Origin of the sequence: Streptosporangium sp. NPDC049248 (assembly GCF_040678965.1) — a bacterium.
GTDB lineage: Bacteria > Actinomycetota > Actinomycetes > Streptosporangiales > Streptosporangiaceae > Streptosporangium > Streptosporangium fukuiense.
Window position 1 is genome coordinate 78,087 of the sequence record NZ_JBFAQY010000012.1, and the last position, 16,810, is coordinate 94,896.

Genomic DNA, 16,810 nt, shown 5'->3' on the forward strand with positions numbered 1-16,810 from the left:
AGCGTAGGCACATGCGATGGTGGAAGGTACTCGGTCTGGCAGGTGTCGCAGGTGTCGCGGCCACGGGAGTGGTGATCGTGCGAGCCGAGCGCCGACGGCAGGCCTACACCCCGGACGAGATCCGCACCCGCCTGCGCGCCCGCCTGGCGGAGTCCTCAGAGGGCGGCCCCGAGGCCGTCGCCTCCGCCGACCGGAACCCCTGACCGTTCGGGCGCGGACGTCCGGGGATCAGCCGAAACGGATCTCGGCCGGATCCCACCCCTCAGGCAGCGGTGCGGGCACCGGGCAGGTACTGGCGATCTTCACGAACTCGGCCCGCTCCGCGGACTCCGCGACGGCGATCATCGTGTCGAGGACGTGCAGGCCCAGCTCACCGGTGGCGCGGTGCGCCCTTCCCTCCCGGATGGCCTGGGCCATGTCGAGCACGCCCAGACCGCGACCGGCCTCGGTGCCCGTCGTGGGAGCCGGCACCCATTCCTCGTCACCGGTCCGGCGCAGTCGCACCTCGCCGCCGAACGTGTTGGGATCGGGTACCCGCATGGTCGCCTCGGTGCCGGTGATCTCGATGAACCCGGCGCGGCGGAGTGGCGAGTCGAAGCTGAAGATCATCGTGGCCGCCTGGCCCGCGGCGAACTCCAGCAGCGCGGTCGTGTGGGTGGGAACCACCGCGGGAAAACGCGTGCCCGCCCTGGGCCCTGAGCCGATGACCCGCTCGTCCCTGGCCCTGCGGCCGACGGCGGCCACCCGTTCCGCCGGGCCGAACAGGGTCACCAGTGCCGTCAGGTAGTAGGGGCCCATGTCGAACAGCGGCCCGGCCCCCGGCTGGAAGAAGAACTCGGGGCTGGGATGCCACGACTCGGGGCCCGGACTCTGGAACAGGGTCAGGGCGGTGAGCGGCGTGCCGATGGCCCCCTCGGCCACGAGCCGGGCCGCGGTCTGCAACCCCGCGCCCAGAAAGGTGTCGGGGGCGCTGCCCAGGAGCACCCCCGCCGACGCGGCGGCCTCGACAAGTTCCGCCCCGGACTCCCTGTCCACCGTGAACGGCTTCTCGTTGTAGACGTGCCTCCCGGCCAGAACGGCGGCGAGCGCCACCTCGGCGTGCGCGGACGGGACCGTGAGGTTGATCACCAGCTCCACGTCGGGGTGTGAGATCGCCTCCTCCGGTGCGGCCGCCGTCGGCACGCCGTAGCGCGCCGCGACCTCTTCGGCACGTGCCCGGTCGAGGTCGGCGCACGCCACCACCCGCACGCCGGGGAAGGAGGCGAGGTTGCCCAGGTACTGGTGGCTGATGTTCCCGCAGCCGACGATCGCCACTCCGAGCGGTCCGGTCACGAGCTCACCCGCCCGGCGGCGACAAGGCCGGTCAGGTAGGCGTGGCTGTCGGCCAGCGCCTGGAGCATGTCGGTGGCACAGTGGTCGAGCTCCACGATCCGCACCGCGTCCGGAGCGGTGTTCAGCGCGTCCACGATGGGCACCTCGCCCGAGCCGACCGCGGTCATCGGGCCCTGGAGGGTGGCGGGCCCGTCCTTGACGTGCAGGTGGCTCACCCGCTCGCCCAGCCGGGCCAGCAGCCCCGAGGGGTCGACCCCGCCGGTCGCCGCCCAGTAGAGATCGACCTCCAGCAGCACCGAGGGGTCCAGCAGGTCGGCCAGCACCTCCAGCGCGGGACGGCCCTCCACCCGCTGCTCCAGTTCCCACCAGTGGTTGTGGTAGCCGAGCCGCAGGCCGTGGTCCGCCGCCTCCCTGGCCACCTCGCCGATGGTCCTGGCCGCCCGCTCCAGCTCCTGTCTGCCGGCGAACCACTCGGCGGGGGCGGCGGGCACGATGACGGTCCGGGCTCCGATGGCCACGGCGGCGGCCAGCGCCGTCGCGCGCCGCTCGTCGAGCAGCGGGGCGTGCACGCTGCACACCGCGAGCCCGGTCTCCTCCAGCTCCTCGCGGAGCCCATCCGGGTCGAGGTGCGCGTCGTACGGTTCGACCGCGCCGTACCCCATCTCGGCGATGCGGCGCAGCACGGCGCGGCGGTCGACGGCCGCCTGTTCGCGCACGGAGTACAACTGGACGGCTATCGGGCTCATCGGCTCTCCTTGAGGACCAGTGCCGCGGCGCCGTACAGGCCGGCGTCGCGTTCCAGACGGGTGCGCTCGACGTTCAGGCGGTGCAGGAAGCCGAGGCCCGCCTGCTTGGTGACCGCCTGGCGCAGCGGGGTGAGCAGGGTCTCGCCCGCCCCGGAGACGCCGCCCCCGATGACGACGTCGTCGATGTCGAAGAGCGCCGCCGTGGTGAGGATCGCCACGGCCAGCGCGTCGGCGGCCCGCTGGAAGGCCAGCTGGGCCACGGGGACTCCGCGGGCGGCGTCGGCCGAGAGCGTACGGGCGTCCGTCGGGGTACCGGGCTCGCCCCAGCCGTTCGCCAGCGCCCAGCGGACCATACTGGGGCCGCTGGCGATCGTCTCCAGGCAGCCGGTCGCCCCGCATGGGCAGAGCTCACCGCCCCGGTCCACGGAGATGTGCCCGATGTGCCCGGCGTTTCCTGTCGGTCCCAGGTACGGCACCCCGCCCAGAACCAGCCCGCCGCCCACACCGGTGGAGACCACGATGCCCAGCAGTGCCCGGGAGCGCGAGCCGTGTCCGCCCCGCCACCACTCCCCCAGCGCCATGCACTGCGCGTCTCCGGCGAGTGTGACGGGAAGGCCGGGAAGGAGCCCGCGCACCGTGCCGACCAGCGGGAAGTCACGCCAGGAGGGGATGTTCACCGGGCTGACCGTGCCGGCGACGGCGTCAAGGGGGCCCGCGGAGCCGATGCCGACCCCGCTCAGGCCATCTGTGCCGGTACCGTCGCCGACGCCCGCGCCGACGTCGCGGACCAACGAGGCCAGCGTCGCGGCGGGGTCGCTGCCGACCGGCAGTTCCACCCTGCGGACCATGGTGCCGTCCGGCCTGACCAGCGCGGCGGCGAACTTGGTGCCGCCGATGTCGATCGCGAGGGCGGTCACCGGCCGGCCCCTCGGGCGCGCCGGCGCGCGGGGGGACGACCGGTGGCCACCGGGAGCGCCACGTGGCTGTGCAAGGGGATCCTCCGGTGATCAATAGAACCAAAGAGTACGTTCCCCCAGCGACCGGGCAAACAGGCTGAAGGTACGACGCCACTGACAACGTTGTCAACGATGCGTGGGCAGCACCTGGCACCGGTCCGGCACATCGGCCGGACAGCTTGCGGAAACTGTCCGATTCAGGGGTAGATACGGTTAGCTCAGGAGTGACGTGAGGAGACTGTGTTGACGCACGAACGCGCGGGTCAGCCCGCCGAGCCGTCCGATCTGGTCGATGTGGCACGCCTGGTGACGTCCTACTACGCGCTGCACCCCGACCCCGGCGAGGTCGGCCAGCGAGTGGCGTTCGGGACGTCGGGACACCGGGGCTCCTCGCTGAACGTCGCGTTCAACGAGGACCACATCCTCGCGACCAGCCAGGCCATCGTGGAGTACCGGGCCGCCCAGGGCGTCGACGGCCCGCTGTTCCTCGGTGCCGACAGCCACGCGCTGTCGGAACCGGCCCGGGTCTCCGCCTTGGAGGTCTTCGCGGCCAACGGGGTGACGGTCATGATCGACAGCCGGGACGGCTACACCCCGACACCGGCGGTCTCCCACGCGATCCTGACCCACAACCGGAAACGCGCCGCGGGCCGCGCCGACGGTGTGGTGGTGACCCCCTCGCACAACCCGCCCGGCGACGGCGGCTTCAAGTACAACCCGCCGCACGGCGGCCCGGCGGACACCGACGCCACCACGTGGATCCAGGACCGGGCCAACGCGTTGATCGCCGGAGGGATGAAAGAGGTCAGGCGGCTTCCGTACGTCAGGGCGCTGGCCACCGACACGACCGGCCGCTACGACTTCCTCGGTCACTACGTGGACGACCTGCCCTCGGTGCTCGACCTTGACGCCGTACGGGAGGCGGGGGTGCGCATCGGCGCCGACCCGCTGGGCGGGGCGAGCGTCGCCTACTGGGGGGAGATCGCCGAACGGCACCGGCTGGACCTGACGGTGATCAACCCGCAGACCGATCCGACGTGGCGGTTCATGACGCTGGACTGGGACGGCAAGATCCGGATGGACTGCTCGTCACCGTACGCGATGGCCTCGCTCATCGCCGGTCGCGACGCCTTCGACGTCTCCACCGGCAACGACGCCGACGCCGACCGGCACGGCATCGTCACCCCCGACGCCGGTCTGATGAACCCCAACCACTACCTCGCCGTGGCCATCTCCTATCTCTACTCCCACCGGCCCGGCTGGCCCGCGGACGCGGGAGTCGGCAAGACGCTGGTGAGCAGCCGGATGATCGACCTGGTGGCCGCCGCGGAGGGCAGGCGACTGGTGGAGGTCCCCGTCGGGTTCAAGTGGTTCGTCCCGGGCCTGCTGGACGGCTCGCTGGGCTTCGGCGGCGAGGAGAGCGCCGGAGCCTCGTTCCTGCGGCGCGACGGCGAGGTGTGGACCACCGACAAGGACGGTCTGATCCTGGCGTTGCTCGCCTCGGAGATCATCGCGACCACCGGCCGTTCACCGAGCGAGCACTACACCGACCTGGTGGCCAGGTTCGGCGACCCCGCCTACGCCCGCGTCGACGCCCCCGCGACCCGGCAGGAGAAGGCGGTGCTCGCCAGACTCTCGGCCGAGCAGGTCACCGCCGACACCCTCGCCGGGGAGGCGATCACGCAGGTGCTCACCTCCGCCCCCGGCAACGGCGCCGCCATCGGCGGGCTCAAGGTCTCCACCGAGAGCGCCTGGTTCGCCGCCCGTCCCTCGGGCACCGAGGACGTTTACAAGATCTACGCCGAATCCTTCAAGGGAACCGAGCACCTGGCACAGGTCCAGCGGGAGGCACGCGACCTGGTCTCGGCGTCCCTGAGCAAATGATGACGAGGTGAACACGTGCCGGGCGGCCGAGTCGCGGGTGCGTCCCGTGAACCCGTCGCAGACCGTCGGCCGCCCGGCCGTGTCGCTCCTTCGCCTGGTCCTCCTGGTGATCCTTCCTAGGGTCTTCGCCCGCGGGGACCTCGGTCGCGCGGCCCCGCCCCCAGCCGCCGGCAGCGCAGCGCCACCCAGCACCCGGCCCCGACGCCGATCAGCGCGGCCAGCGCGTACACCACCTTGATGGCCGCGTCCGAGACGTAGCCGTTGCCGGCGACGAGGACGGCCATGAGCAGCGCCGCCAGCAACCCCACACCCGCGCCTCCCACGATGCCGAGCAGCCCCGCTCCCAGCGCGCGCGGCAGGCGGCCCCTGCGACGGGGCACCGGCACCATGACGGTCATGATCCGGCCCACGACGAGGGCGGGGTCGTCGTCGATCCCGCCGGCGACGAGTTGGACGGTCACCCCGCCCCGCTCGGGTTCGCTCAGGCAGATCCACTGGCGGTCGTCAAGGAAGACGGTGGCCCCGCCCGCGCCGGGAACGATCAGCCACAGGAACGGCGTGCCCTCGGGAAACGCCCTGACGCCGTGGCGGGCCGTCGGGGCGTGCAGGTCGAGCGCGGCGCCAAGGGCTCGCAGCGCCACCTCCTGACCGGATTTACCCACGGTGGCCTCCCTCCCCATCCCTTCGTAGCGCACGCCTGCCGCCTGCTCCAAGGATCCCGGCGGGGAGCGTTCAGGTGGAGCTCACACGGGGGACCTGCCACGGGGACGGGCCCCGGAGGGGGAACCGTCCACGGCGGAGAGACCGGCGAGGCCGTGCCCGCCACGAACCTCGGCGGCGCGGCAGCGGCGAACCTCACGCTCCATCACATTCGGGGCCTGCCCGCAGGCAGGGGCAACGAACGCGATGAGGTATGTCGTTCACGAAAGAACAGGCCATTTCTCCACAAAGAGCGGCGAGGGCGCGAGGGAAAGGCCCCCTCCCGCGCTAGGGGGCCTCCGGGAAGGTTCGGGGATCCGCCCGGTCCGTGACCCGTTTGAGCTCGAAGAACGCCTCCTCGGTGGCGAGCACCCTGAACGCGTCCCAGAGCCGCCCGGCCCGCTCACCGACCGGGATCTCACTGATGACGGGGCCGAACTGCCCGGCGTGCCCGTTCACCGAGATGGTCGGGACGCCGATCAGCGACTGGTTCTGCTTCCCGGCCGGCACCAGGGCGTGCGAGGCGTGGATCGCGTCGTCCCAACCGGGGTCGGTTCTCGCGGCGAGAAGCCCGGCGGGCAACCCGGCGTCGGCCAGCGCGGCGGCGATCACCGGCGCCAGACCCTCCATCGCGGCCCGCCAGTCGGTGAGGCCGCCCTCGCGGGACCGCTGGAACAGGCCGCCCGCGCCGTGGTAGCGGGTGCCGAGCGCGGTGTAGAGGTCGCCGACGGCGACGTTCCCCGCCGCCTCGCGCGCCGCGGCGAACACCCGGATGGTGCCCCGGCCGAGTTCGACGATCTCGCGGTACTCCTCCGACATCTCCTGTCCCTCGTTGAGCACCGCCAGGCTCATCTCCCGCCAGTTGACCGTGATGGGACGCACCTTGCCCACCTCCACGATCCAGCGGGAGGTGATCCACGCCCAGGGGCAGCCGGGATCGAACCAGAAGTCGACCAGATCCTCGCTCACGGCGATCCTCTTTCCTCGGAAGTCCTCACCTCAGGATGGGACCTCAACCGCGATGGAGGTCAATAGCGAGCCGGAGATCACCGGAGCGCGTGGAGAAGGTGGCCGCGTCAACGAACCCTGCCGTGTGCCACCCTTCATCCGCGGCGGCGTCACGAACGGCTGATCGGATCTGGGGGTACCGCACACCGGCGAGGCATGCCCGACGGCCGCGGAGCCGGCGGCGCGGGCCTCGATCGAGAGAATGACAAAAAGCTACTTTAAAAGCAGTCACTACGAAGAAAAGCGCCATCAATGGGTACCCTGCTCTGGGACGCCTCCCGCCGCCGACCTGTCCGAAGACGCCTCCCTCGACCGAGAAGGTGACCGCATGCCCCACCGCAGCCCCGATCTGGCCCGGCTGGCCATGACCGTCCTCCAGCCGGGCTTCGACGGCATCGAGCCTCCCGGCTGGCTGCGCCGCGCGCTCGGCGAGGAGGGCCTCGGCGGGACGGTGCTGTTCGCCAGGAACCTCACCGGCCCCGCCCACACGGCCGAACTCGTCGCCCGGCTGCGCGCGGAGAATCCCGCCGTGGTGGTCGCGGTGGACGAGGAGGGCGGGTCGGTCACCCGCCTGCAGGCCGCGAGGGGCAGTTCGTGGCCGGGTAACCGGGCACTGGGTGTGGGCGACGACGTCGAACGGACCCGGCTGGTCGCCCGGGAGATCGGCCGTCTCCTCGCCGCGGCCGACATCACCCTCGACTACGCCCCGGTGGCCGACGTCAACGCCAACCCCGCCAACCCGGTGATCGGCGTCCGCTCCTTCGGCCCGGACCCGGAGCTGGTCTCCAGGCACACCGTGGCCTGGATCCTGGGACTTCAGGACGCCGGGGTCGCCGCCTGCGCCAAGCACTTCCCCGGTCACGGCGACACCCACACCGACTCCCACCATGCCCTGCCGACCGTGCACGCCTCCCTGGAGCTTCTGGCCGAGCGCGACCTGCCGCCCTTCCGCGCCGCGGTGGCAGCCGGAGTACGGGCCGTCATGTGCGGCCACCTGCTGGTCCCCGCCCTCGATCCGGACAACCCCGCGACGCTGAGCCAGCGGATCATGACCGGGCTGCTCCGCGAGGAGATGGGCTTCGACGGCATGATCGTCACCGACGCCATCGAGATGCGCGCCGTCGCAGCCCTCCACCCGCCGGGGGAGATCGCGGTCCGCGCCCTGCTGGCAGGGGCCGACGCGATCTGCGCGGGCATCTCCTCCCCCGGTGGCGAGAGCGTCCACGAGTTGCGCGACGCCATCGTGGACGCCGTGCGGGAGGGCAGGCTCCCCGAGGAGCGGCTGGCCGAAGCGGCCTCGCGCGTGCTGGCCCTGTCCCGCTGGTACGCCGCGAGCGGCGCCGCGCGGGCACGGGACGGGGACGGCCCGGGAGACGAGGAACTCGGCCTGAGGACGGCCCTCGCCGCCATGCGCGTGGTCGGCACCCCACCGCCGCTCTCCGGACCACTGCTGGTCGTCGACATAGCGCCCCGGCTGAGCCAGGCGGTCGAGCCGGGTACGCCCACCGGCCTCATCGGCGCCTTCAGCGAGCTGATGCCGGACACCACCGGGTACGTCGTCACCGCGGACAGGCCCGAGCTGCCCGAACTGTCCGGCCCCGGCGGCGGGGGGCGCCCGCTGGTCCTGGTGGTACACGACGCCTGGCGTCACCCCTGGGTCAGGGACCTGCTGGCACGGGCCGTCACGCTGCGCCCCGACGCCATCGTGGTCGAGACCGGAGTGCCCGGCGAGCCCACCGGAGCCGTGTACGTGACCACCAACGGCATCTCCCGAGCCTCGGCCCGCGCCGTCGCCCACTGGCTGACCACTGACCCGGAAGGCGCTCGTTGACCTCCTCCCCGCGACCGAGTCCAGGAGATCCCATCCCTCACCGGCGGCCGTCCGCCCTGCCTGAGCCGGCCAGGTCCCATCTCTCCCCCACCGGCGTCCTGCCTCTCCGCCGGCCCGACGGCGAGAGCACCACGCGGCGTGCTTCGGTAGCTTGGTTATCGCCGGCGCCGAACACCCCACAGAACCATGCGGCACCGCGCCACCTTTCCTCCCCAGAACCAGAGCTCGGGGTCTCCAGGCCCAAGGAGATTTGATGAACGTCCTCGACGGCCCCACCCCCGTGAACCTGGTGGCCACGGTGAGGGCCGTCCTGCCCTCGCTCACCCCCGCGGCCCAGGCCATCGCCCGCCTCATACTCGACGATCCCGGCATGGTGGCCCGCAGCACCATCACCGAGTTCAGCGCGGTCTCCGGGACGAGCGAGGCCACGATCGTGCGCACCGCCAGGGCCCTGGGCTTCGCCGGATACTCCCAGCTGCGCTTCGCGCTGGCCGCCGCGGTGGCCAGGGACCAGCCAGAACGGCTGGTCCCCGGCGACCTCGGCCCCGACGACCCGCTGACCGACGTGATCGCGAAGGTGGCCAGGGCCGAGGCGGAGGCGCTGGCCGACACCGCGGCGCAGCTCAACCCCGACCGGCTGGGCGCGGTGGTGGAGGCACTGATCGCAGCACGCAAGATCGACGTCTACGGAGTGGGCGCCTCCGGGCTCGTGGCGGCCGACATGGCGCAGAAACTGATGCGGATCGGCCTGCCCGCCCACGCCTTCACCGACGCGCACCTGGCGCTGACCAGCGCGGCACTGGTACGGGCGGACGACGTGGCGGTGGTGGTGAGCTGCACCGGCGAGACCCCCGACGTGCTCGCACCGCTGCGCGTCGCGCAGCGGGCGGGTGCGACCACGGTGGCCATCACCAACAACCCGCGTTCCTCCCTGGCCGAGCTCACCGACCACGTCCTGGTCTCGGCCGGCCGGGAGACGGTCTTCCGTCCGGGGGCGCTGGCCAGCCGGATCAGCCAGCTCCTGATCGTCGACTGCATCTTCGTCGGCATCGCGCAGCGCACCTTCGAGACCTCGGACGCCGCGCTGCGGGCCACCAGGGACGCCATCGACGGGTTCAGAGCCGACCACCGCCGCCGGAGCAGGTAGCGCGCCGGGCCGGAGAGCCCGAACACGGTCGTGCCGGCCGCCGTCGTCTTCGCCGCGATCGCGGACGCGACGCGGGTTCAGGACAGGCGCAGGGCCTCGGCGGCGACGGCGTGGCGCAGGTCGCGGATGCCCGCGCGGCCGCGCGACGGATGGACGTTGTTGGTCAGCAGGACGACGGCGAGGGCGCGCCCGGGGTCGACGACGAGCGAGGTTCCGGTGAAGCCGGAGTGGCCGTAGGCGTCGGTGAGCGGGCCGACGATCGCGGGATCGCCGATGCGCACGCCCAGGCCGTGACGGAAGTCCGCACCCTGGACGCCGTGGTCGCGGGTGATCTCGGCGACCGTGGCGGGGCGCAGGACCGGCACGCCTCCGGTGCGCAGCGTCTCGGCGAAACGCAGGAGATCACCGGCGGTGGAGAAGATCCCGGCGTGTCCGGCGACTCCGCCCAGGCCGTGTGCGGTCTCGTCGTGGACCTCGCCGCGCACGCATCCCGGCCCCGGGCGTTCCGGCTTGTGCTCGGTGGCGACGGTCCTGGGCAGCAGGGCCGCGACCGGACGGTAGCCGGTGTCGGACAGGCCCAGCGGACCGGTGACCCGGGCGCGGGTGAGCTCGTCCAGGGGCGCCCGCCCGGCGATCTCCGCCACCCGGCCCGCCGTGATCAGCCCGACGTCGGAGTAGAGGTAGCGCCCGCCCGCGGGCCCGATCGGCGGTGTCGAGAGGATCCGCTCCATACGCCTGGCGTGGACCTCGGGGCCGTCGCCGGGAATCTCCTCGTGGGCCCTGCGGCTCGGCGGCAGACCCGCCGTGTGGGTGAGCAGATGCCGCAGGGTGGCCTCGGGGGCGCCGCGGTAACAGGCGGGCAGCCAGGCGGCGACGGGCTCGTCCAGGCCGAGGCGGCCCTCCTCGACCAGCGACAGGATGACGGCGGTCGTGAAGAGCTTGGTGACCGAGGCGAGATCGAAGATCGAGTCGTGCCTGGCGGGCGGCCGGTCGGCGGCGAGATCCTCAGAGGCCGACGAGTAGCGTACGGTCTCCCCCACGGCCGCGGCGGCCACTGTGACGCCGCCGACGGCGATCGCGGCCACCGCCGCCGAGCAGACGCGCGGCACCGCCGCCTCCAGAATCCCGGCCAGCCCGTCCCCCTCGTCGGGAGGGTCCGCCGGGGGCTCAGGCACCCCGGATCCGCCCCGCCGCCTCCAGCGCCGCCTCCAACTGGTCGCCGTGCCGCTCCAGCAGGACCCGTGCGCCGTCGGCGTCAAGGCCGTGCTCGATCATCAGCACCGCGACCTTCACGTGCCACTCGGCCGCCTCCAGCGCGGAGCGGGAGACCGGCAGGGCGGCCCCGGTGATGTCGCTGACCATCCGGGCCGCGCGGTCGGCCAGTTTGGAGTTCATCGCCGACACTTCGATCATGGTGTTGCCGTAGGTACGGCCCAGCCTGACCATCGCGATCGTGGAGATCATGTTGAGGACCAGCTTCTGCGCGGTCCCCGCCTTGAGCCTGGTGGAACCGGTCACCACCTCCGGGCCGACGACCACCTCGATGGGGTGCAGCGCGGCCGCCGACAGCGGGGTCGCCACGTTGCACGACAGCCCCACGGTCAGCGCGCCGCGGCGGCTCGCCTCGGCGAGCGCACCGAGCACGTAGGGCGCGCGGCCGCTGGCGGAGATGCCCACCACCGAGTCGAGCGCGCCCACCCCCTTCTCGGCGATGGCGGCCGCTCCCCCCTGCCGGTCGTCCTCGGCGCCCTCGACGGAACGGGTCAGCGCGGGGGGGCCGCCCGCGATGACCCCCTGCACGAGTTCGGGATCGGTGCCGAAGGTCGGCGGGCACTCGGAGGCGTCCAGCACGGCCAGCCGGCCCGACGTCCCCGCGCCCACGTAGAACAGGCGGCCGCCGGCCTTCATCCGGGCGACGAGCGCGTCGATCGCGGCCGTGATCTCCGGGATCGACGCGGCCACCGCCGCGGGCACCGTGCTGTCCGCGGCGTTCATCAACCGGGCCACCTGCTCGGTCGAGAGCAGGTCGATCCGGTTGTAGCGGGGATCGCTCTGTTCGGTGGAAAGCGTGGAGAGCGAATCACTCATGGCGTCCAATGTCATTGGAGTTCCTGTCTCGCTGCCGTCAAATAAATGATCTTCTGACAATGAAGGCGTTGTAGGCGTACGCCGGGCCGGGGCCGTCACCGCAGACCACGGCGGTAAAGCCAGAAGACCCGCTCGGCGTGCGCGCCGACCGCCCGGGCGTAGAAGTGCAGTGGCCCCACCCAGCCGATCTGGGCACTCGACATGCCCGCGGCCCGCTGTTCGGCCAGGCAGCGGCGCAGGAGCACCCGGCCGACGCCCAGGCCCCGCGCGGCCGGCGTGGTGCCCATCGGACCGAACCAGGTGGGCCTGGCCCCCCACGCCGCGAAGCCGAGGAGCTTCCCCTCCCTGACGGCGTAGTGGCAGCCGACGGCCTGCTCCGCCTCCCACGCCCAGTTGCCGTTCCACTGCTCCCCGACGAAGGCCGACACCGCGGCGCGGTCCCCGGGAGCGGCGGCGTGCACGGTGACCCCCAGGTCCGCCAGCCGCGCGAGGTCGGCGTCGACGGACAGGTCGCGGGCGAGGTCGACGGTCATGTTCCAGGCGACGTTGTAGCGCTCGTAGCCAAGGCTCTCGGCCAGGCAGGCCGCCTCGGTGTAGCGCACGTCGATTCCGGGCCAGGCGTAGGCGGGCGGGTTGCCCGCGAGGCGGACCTCGGTCGCCCCCTGGCCGCGCAGCCAGTCCTCGGCCGCGGCGACCAGCGCCCGGCCGAACCCCGCCCCCCGGACCTCGGGACGCACGGCGAGCAGGTCGACGTGGCCCGCGTACGGGTCGCGCGCCGACATGGAGACGAACGCCACACCGTCGAGGCCGCGCGTCACCAGCGCCGTCCAGCGCCGGCGCTCGGGCGGCTCGGCGAGCCGGGCGACCAGGCTCGCCGCCTCCCCGGCGTCCAGGGTGAGCGCGGACTCGGCGATCCCGGCGAGCGTCGCCGCGTCGGCCGCGGCGGCCTCGCGGATCCCGGACGCCTCGTGCGTCCCGTGACCGTTCCCCAGCGGGTTCACGACCGGCCGACCGGCATGGCGACTACGTCGCGGGCGGTGGGGTGGAAGCAGGCGTGCTCCTGGGGCGTGCCCCCGCCGTGACCGAGCACCGGCTGTTCGGACTCGCAACGACCGGTGCTGAACGGGCAGCGCCGGGCGAACAGGCAGCCCGCGTCCTGGCGGCTCTCGTCGAGCGCCCCTGCCGGCGTCACCCGCTGCTCACCCGGCCGTTCCAGGCCGTGCAGCACCGGGATGGCCGACAGCAGCGACTGGGTGTACGGGTGCACGGGGTCGGAGATGATCGTCTCGACATGGCCGCGCTCGACGACCTGCCCCCGGTAGATGACGTACAGCTCGCCGTCGTCGCCGATGTAGCGGGCGGTCGCCACGTCGTGGGTGATGAAGAGCACGCTCACCCCGAGGTTCTCGCGCAGGTCCTTGAGCAGGGCGAGGATGCCGAGCCGCAACGACACGTCGATCATGGAGACGGCCTCGTCGGCGACGAGCATCTCGGGGTCGACGGTGAGTGCCCGGGCGATGACGACCCGCTGGCGCATGCCACCGGACAGCTGGTGGGGGTAGCGGGGAAGCACGTAGCCCGGGTCGAGACCGACCAGTTCCAGCAGTTCCCCGGCACGCCCGTCCGCCCATGACCGAGAACGGCCGGTCTGCCCCGCCCGCAGCGACAGCGGCGCGTCCAGCGTCTGGTGCACGGTACGGGTCGGATTGAGCGCCGAGTACGGGTCCTGGTGGATGAGCTGGATGCGGCGGAAGTACGGCTCACGCTGCCGCGGGCGCAGCGACGACATGGGCGTGCCGTCGATGACGATCTCTCCGGAGTCGTGCCCCTCCAGCCCGGCGATGATCCGTCCGAGCGTCGTCTTGCCGCAGCCGGACTCTCCGATGAACGACGCCGCCCCGCCCTTCGGGATGGCGAAGTCGACGCCGCGCAGCGCCTTCACCTCCCGTCCGGCGAGCACGCTTCCTCGTTGCTTGAAGGTCTTCGTGATGTGCTGCCCCGTGATCACGCCTTCTCCTCCCTGGTCTCCGCGTCGCGGGCGGCGACGGCGTGGCAGGCCACGATCCACTCGCCGTACGGGACGGTGGGCGGCTCCTCGGTCTCACAGACGTCCATGCGCAGGTCGCAGCGTTCCCTGAAGACGCATCCCCGTGAGGGAACGGTCCCAAGCGTCGGCGGGCGGCCGGGCAGCGCCCTGGCCTCCCCGAGGTCGCCGACCAGGCGGGGGATGGCCCGGATCAGCCCCTGGGTGTAGGGGTGGCGAGGCGCGCCGAGCACCTCGGTGGTCGGCCCCTGCTCCACCACCCGCCCGCCGTACATGATGGCCAGCCGGTCCGCGACCTCGGCCACCACGCCGAGGTCGTGGGTGATGATGAACGTGGTGAGCCCGCGTTCCTCGTGGACCTCCCTGACGATCCGCAGGATGGTGGCCTGAGTGATCATGTCGAGTGCGGTGGTGGGCTCGTCCAGCACGACGAGGTGGGCGTTGAGGACCAGCGCGAACATGATGCCGACTCGCTGGCGCATCCCTCCCGACAGCTCGTGCTGATGGGAGTCGAGCACGCGCGCGCCGTCCATGCCCATCCGGCCGAGCAGGTCCTTGGCGTCCCTGACCAGCCCGCGCAGGTCCCGGATCTCGTGCGAGCGCCCCAGGTCGAGCAGTTGCTTGCCGACGGTCTTGAGCGGGTTGAGGGAGTTCTGGGCGGCCTGGAAGACGTATCCGATGTGCCGGCCCCTCGCCCTGCGCAGGTCCTCGCCCCGCAACCGGGTGACGTCGCCGAGACCGTCGATCTCCACGCTGCCCGACCTGATCCTGCCGGGTGGCTGGACCGCGTTGAGCAGTGACAGCGCCAGGGTGGACTTGCCCGACCCGGACTCGCCGACCACCCCGGTGATCGTCCCGGGCGGTAGGTCCAGGTCGATTCCCGACACGGCGGGCAACTCTCCCGCGGCCGTCCGGTAGACGACGGACAGGTCCCTGACCCGCACTCCCGGCGGCCCGCTCCGCTCCGCGTCACGGGTGCCCTCGGCGGCGCCGCGGTTCCGGGCGGCCTCGACGCTCCGGTCGCTCCGGACGCCCACGGCCGCGGACAGCCGCTCGCCCAGTGTCACGGACACCTTCTCAGCAGGTACGAACATCGGTCACTCCTCCCGCAGCCGGGGGTTGAAGATCTCGTCCATGGCGTCGACGACGAGGACGATGCCCAGGGTGAGCAGCAGGATCGCCAGCAGCGGCGCCAGCATGTACGGCAGCGCGGCGGTCGTCGTCAGCGCGCCGCCGCCGAACACCGCGAGGTTGAGCATGACCCCCCAGTTGTTGGCGTCGAACGGCAGGACTCCCAGGAAGAACAGGCCCACCTGCGCGTACACCGCGCCGGTCACCGCGATGAGTGTGTTCATCGCGATGAAGGGGGCCATGCTGGGCAGCAGTTCCCGGCCGATGATGTGCCTGGTGGACAGGCCGAGTCCCCTGGCCGCCTCGACGAAGCCGCGCTCGCGCAGCGAGAGGGTCTGCGCCCGTACGGCGCGCGCCACCCCTCCCCAGCCGAGGAGCCCGAGCACCAGGCCCATCTCGATCGCGCTGGTGAACTTCCAGACCGTCGACAGGACCAGCAGCAGCGGGAGCGCGGGGATGGTCAGCTTCATGTCGGTGATCCGCATGAGCACGGCGTCCCAGCGTCCGCGCCTGAACCCGGCGAACAGCCCGACGGCGGTGCCCAGGGCGACCGTGATGACCGCGGTGACCAGGGCGGTCAGCAGGACGTACCGGGCCCCGGTGATCACCAGGGCGAGCACGTCCGTTCCCTCGAAGTCGGTGCCGAAGGGGTGCGCCCAGCTTGGCGCGGCGTAGAGCGCGTTGTCGTCGCGCGGCAGCCGCTCGGGGTAGAGCATCGGCCCGAAGACGCCCATGAACGTGAACACGCCCAGGATGACCACACCCGCCATCCTGCTGGGCTTGCGCCGCAGGACCCGCCAGACGCCGCGCCGGAAGTTGCGTCGCAGCGTCGCGCGGGCGTCGCCCCCGGCGATGACCGGCGCGGTCATGCGATCTCCCCTACCGGCCGCCCGCCGTGGACGCGGCGCCTGTCGGCTGCTGTGATTCGCCCGTTCATGAAGCCTCCTGTCCGGAACGGACCCGTGGGTCGATCGCGGTGTAGAGCATGTCGGCCACGATGTTGGCGATGACGATCGCCACGGTGATCAGCAGGAAGGCCCCGCCCATCAACGTGTAGTCGCGGTCGGTGATGCTGTTGAGCAGCAGCAGACCCAGCCCGGGATAGGTGAAGATCCGCTCGATGAAGATCGCGCCACCGAACAGCAGGCCCAGTGAGAGGGCCAGGATGGTGAAGAGCGGCAGGATCGCGTTGCGCGCCACGTAGCGGAAGATGAGGCCGCGTTTCAAACCGCGCAGCTCCGCGGCCATGATGAAGTCGTCGCCCAGCACGGTGACCACGCTGGACTTCATCGCCAGGATCCAGCCTCCGTAGCCGGCCAGCGCGTAGGTCAGGATCGGCATCGTGGCGTACTGGATCAGTGAGCCGATGTAGGCGGCGTTGAGACCCGGCTCCAGTGTGACGTCGGCCGTGCCTCCGGTGGGGAAGATCGGCAGCAGGGTCGTGAAGACCGCGCTCAGCAGCAGCGCGAGAACGTACTGCGGCAGGCCGTGCAGGAGCGAACCGGAGACCGCCAGGACGTCCCCCAGCCTGCTGGAACGCTTGATCGCCGCGTAGACGCCCATGATGATGCCGACCGCGAAGCTGAGCAGGGTGCCGACGAGGACCGGCAGGATCGTCCAGGTGGCCGCGGCGGCGAGCAGCGTGGTGACCTCCGCGCCGGGGACGCTCAGCGACTGGCCGAGGTCGAGGTGGAGCAGTCCCCTCATGTAGCCGGCGTACTGCTCCCACAGGCTGCCCTTCGGCATGAAGCCGTACAGCGCGGCGGTGGCGCGCTCGGCCTGGTCGGGCGACATGCCCTGCTCGACCAGCTTCTCGTAGCGGGCCCGCATGGGGTCGCCGGGGATGCTTCTGATGATCACGAAGCTGATCGTGGTGACCACCAGGATCATGGCGAACCCCCGGGCGAGATGGCCCGCGAGGCGGCGTGCGATGACCGTCATATG

At 72.1% G+C, this 16,810-nt stretch carries 16 protein-coding genes; 4 read left to right on the forward strand and 12 right to left on the reverse strand.

Going from position 1 to position 16,810, the window contains the following annotated elements:
* The first annotated feature begins 11 nt into the window (after window positions 1-11).
* A complete protein-coding gene (locus tag AB0K21_RS22705; protein ID WP_343977234.1) occupies window positions 12-203 on the forward strand; it encodes a hypothetical protein in 192 nt (63 codons plus the stop codon).
* Window positions 204-228: 25 nt separating this feature from the next.
* On the opposite strand, the gene AB0K21_RS22710 is transcribed toward AB0K21_RS22705, so the two are convergent.
* The 3 genes from AB0K21_RS22710 to AB0K21_RS22720 are packed head-to-tail and all read right to left on the reverse strand — an operon-like array spanning window position 229 to window position 2,995.
* Entirely contained in the window at window positions 229-1,332 is a 1,104-nt protein-coding gene (locus AB0K21_RS22710; RefSeq protein ID WP_343977237.1) for a Gfo/Idh/MocA family oxidoreductase, read from the reverse strand.
* On the reverse strand, window positions 1,329-2,078 hold the full coding sequence (locus AB0K21_RS22715; protein WP_364152865.1) for a sugar phosphate isomerase/epimerase: 750 nt from the start codon (window positions 2,076-2,078) through the stop codon (window positions 1,329-1,331). Before AB0K21_RS22715 ends, AB0K21_RS22710 begins: the two co-directional genes overlap by 4 nt.
* A complete protein-coding gene (locus tag AB0K21_RS22720; RefSeq protein ID WP_343977243.1) occupies window positions 2,075-2,995 on the reverse strand; it encodes an ROK family protein in 921 nt (306 codons plus the stop codon). The genes AB0K21_RS22715 and AB0K21_RS22720 overlap by 4 nt, the downstream gene beginning before the upstream one ends.
* A gap of 282 nt (window positions 2,996-3,277) precedes the next feature.
* On the opposite strand from AB0K21_RS22720, the gene pgm reads away from it, so the two are divergent.
* Window positions 3,278-4,918, forward strand: a complete 1,641-nt coding sequence (pgm, locus tag AB0K21_RS22725) for a phosphoglucomutase (alpha-D-glucose-1,6-bisphosphate-dependent) (protein WP_343977247.1) — start codon at window positions 3,278-3,280, stop codon at window positions 4,916-4,918.
* 116 nt (window positions 4,919-5,034) lie between these two features.
* Here pgm and AB0K21_RS22730 read toward each other — a convergent pair whose 3' ends face one another.
* Together AB0K21_RS22730 and AB0K21_RS22735 are read right to left on the reverse strand one after the other, a co-directional pair.
* Window positions 5,035-5,580 carry a hypothetical protein gene (locus AB0K21_RS22730; protein ID WP_343977250.1) on the reverse strand — a complete coding sequence of 182 codons (546 nt, stop codon included), beginning with the start codon at window positions 5,578-5,580 and terminating at the stop codon, window positions 5,035-5,037.
* Window positions 5,581-5,905: 325 nt separating this feature from the next.
* Entirely contained in the window at window positions 5,906-6,586 is a 681-nt protein-coding gene (locus tag AB0K21_RS22735) for a disulfide bond formation protein DsbA (RefSeq protein ID WP_343977253.1), read from the reverse strand.
* Between the two features lie 367 nt (window positions 6,587-6,953).
* Between AB0K21_RS22735 and AB0K21_RS22740 the strand changes: the two genes are divergently transcribed.
* Together AB0K21_RS22740 and AB0K21_RS22745 are read left to right on the forward strand one after the other, a co-directional pair.
* Complete coding sequence (locus tag AB0K21_RS22740) at window positions 6,954-8,456, forward strand: glycoside hydrolase family 3 N-terminal domain-containing protein (RefSeq protein ID WP_343977256.1); 1,503 nt, start codon at window positions 6,954-6,956, stop codon at window positions 8,454-8,456.
* Window positions 8,457-8,709: 253 nt separating this feature from the next.
* Window positions 8,710-9,603 carry a MurR/RpiR family transcriptional regulator gene (locus AB0K21_RS22745; protein WP_343977259.1) on the forward strand — a complete coding sequence of 298 codons (894 nt, stop codon included), beginning with the start codon at window positions 8,710-8,712 and terminating at the stop codon, window positions 9,601-9,603.
* A gap of 77 nt (window positions 9,604-9,680) precedes the next feature.
* Here the strand turns inward: AB0K21_RS22745 and AB0K21_RS22750 are convergent, their stop codons facing one another.
* From AB0K21_RS22750 to AB0K21_RS22780, 7 genes are all read right to left on the reverse strand, one after another.
* The gene (locus tag AB0K21_RS22750) at window positions 9,681-10,778 is read right to left on the reverse strand and encodes a serine hydrolase domain-containing protein (protein WP_364152872.1); all 1,098 of its coding nucleotides are present in this window, start codon (window positions 10,776-10,778) and stop codon (window positions 9,681-9,683) included.
* Window positions 10,771-11,691: an N-acetylmuramic acid 6-phosphate etherase gene (murQ, locus tag AB0K21_RS22755; RefSeq protein WP_364152875.1), complete on the reverse strand. Its 921-nt coding sequence runs from the start codon at window positions 11,689-11,691 to the stop codon at window positions 10,771-10,773. Before murQ ends, AB0K21_RS22750 begins: the two co-directional genes overlap by 8 nt.
* Before the next feature lie 95 nt (window positions 11,692-11,786).
* The gene (locus AB0K21_RS22760) at window positions 11,787-12,692 is read right to left on the reverse strand and encodes a GNAT family N-acetyltransferase (RefSeq protein ID WP_364152878.1); all 906 of its coding nucleotides are present in this window, start codon (window positions 12,690-12,692) and stop codon (window positions 11,787-11,789) included.
* The gene (locus AB0K21_RS22765; protein ID WP_343967070.1) at window positions 12,689-13,699 is read right to left on the reverse strand and encodes an ABC transporter ATP-binding protein; all 1,011 of its coding nucleotides are present in this window, start codon (window positions 13,697-13,699) and stop codon (window positions 12,689-12,691) included. Before AB0K21_RS22765 ends, AB0K21_RS22760 begins: the two co-directional genes overlap by 4 nt.
* Entirely contained in the window at window positions 13,696-14,829 is a 1,134-nt protein-coding gene (locus AB0K21_RS22770) for an ABC transporter ATP-binding protein (protein WP_364152882.1), read from the reverse strand. The genes AB0K21_RS22765 and AB0K21_RS22770 overlap by 4 nt, the downstream gene beginning before the upstream one ends.
* Window positions 14,830-14,832: 3 nt before the next feature.
* Window positions 14,833-15,735 (reverse strand): ABC transporter permease, encoded by a 903-nt coding sequence (locus AB0K21_RS22775; RefSeq protein WP_343967065.1) that lies wholly within the window; start codon window positions 15,733-15,735, stop codon window positions 14,833-14,835.
* A gap of 64 nt (window positions 15,736-15,799) precedes the next feature.
* Window positions 15,800-16,807: an ABC transporter permease gene (locus AB0K21_RS22780; protein WP_343967063.1), complete on the reverse strand. Its 1,008-nt coding sequence runs from the start codon at window positions 16,805-16,807 to the stop codon at window positions 15,800-15,802.
* Window positions 16,808-16,810: the final 3 nt, after the last annotated feature.

Excerpts from the sequence above, each read along its gene's own strand:
- AB0K21_RS22705 (WP_343977234.1), top strand. The coding sequence starts at position 12 with ATGCGATGGTGGAAGGTACTCGGTCTGGCAGGTGTCGCAGGTGTCGCG.
- AB0K21_RS22715 (WP_364152865.1), bottom strand. The coding sequence starts at position 2,078 with ATGAGCCCGATAGCCGTCCAGTTGTACTCCGTGCGCGAACAGGCGGCC.
- AB0K21_RS22740 (WP_343977256.1), top strand. The coding sequence starts at position 6,954 with ATGCCCCACCGCAGCCCCGATCTGGCCCGGCTGGCCATGACCGTCCTC.
- AB0K21_RS22745 (WP_343977259.1), top strand. The coding sequence starts at position 8,710 with ATGAACGTCCTCGACGGCCCCACCCCCGTGAACCTGGTGGCCACGGTG.
- murQ (WP_364152875.1), bottom strand. The coding sequence starts at position 11,691 with ATGAGTGATTCGCTCTCCACGCTTTCCACCGAACAGAGCGATCCCCGC.
- AB0K21_RS22770 (WP_364152882.1), bottom strand. The coding sequence starts at position 14,829 with ATGTTCGTACCTGCTGAGAAGGTGTCCGTGACACTGGGCGAGCGGCTG.
- AB0K21_RS22775 (WP_343967065.1), bottom strand. The coding sequence starts at position 15,735 with ATGACCGCGCCGGTCATCGCCGGGGGCGACGCCCGCGCGACGCTGCGA.
- AB0K21_RS22780 (WP_343967063.1), bottom strand. The coding sequence starts at position 16,807 with ATGACGGTCATCGCACGCCGCCTCGCGGGCCATCTCGCCCGGGGGTTC.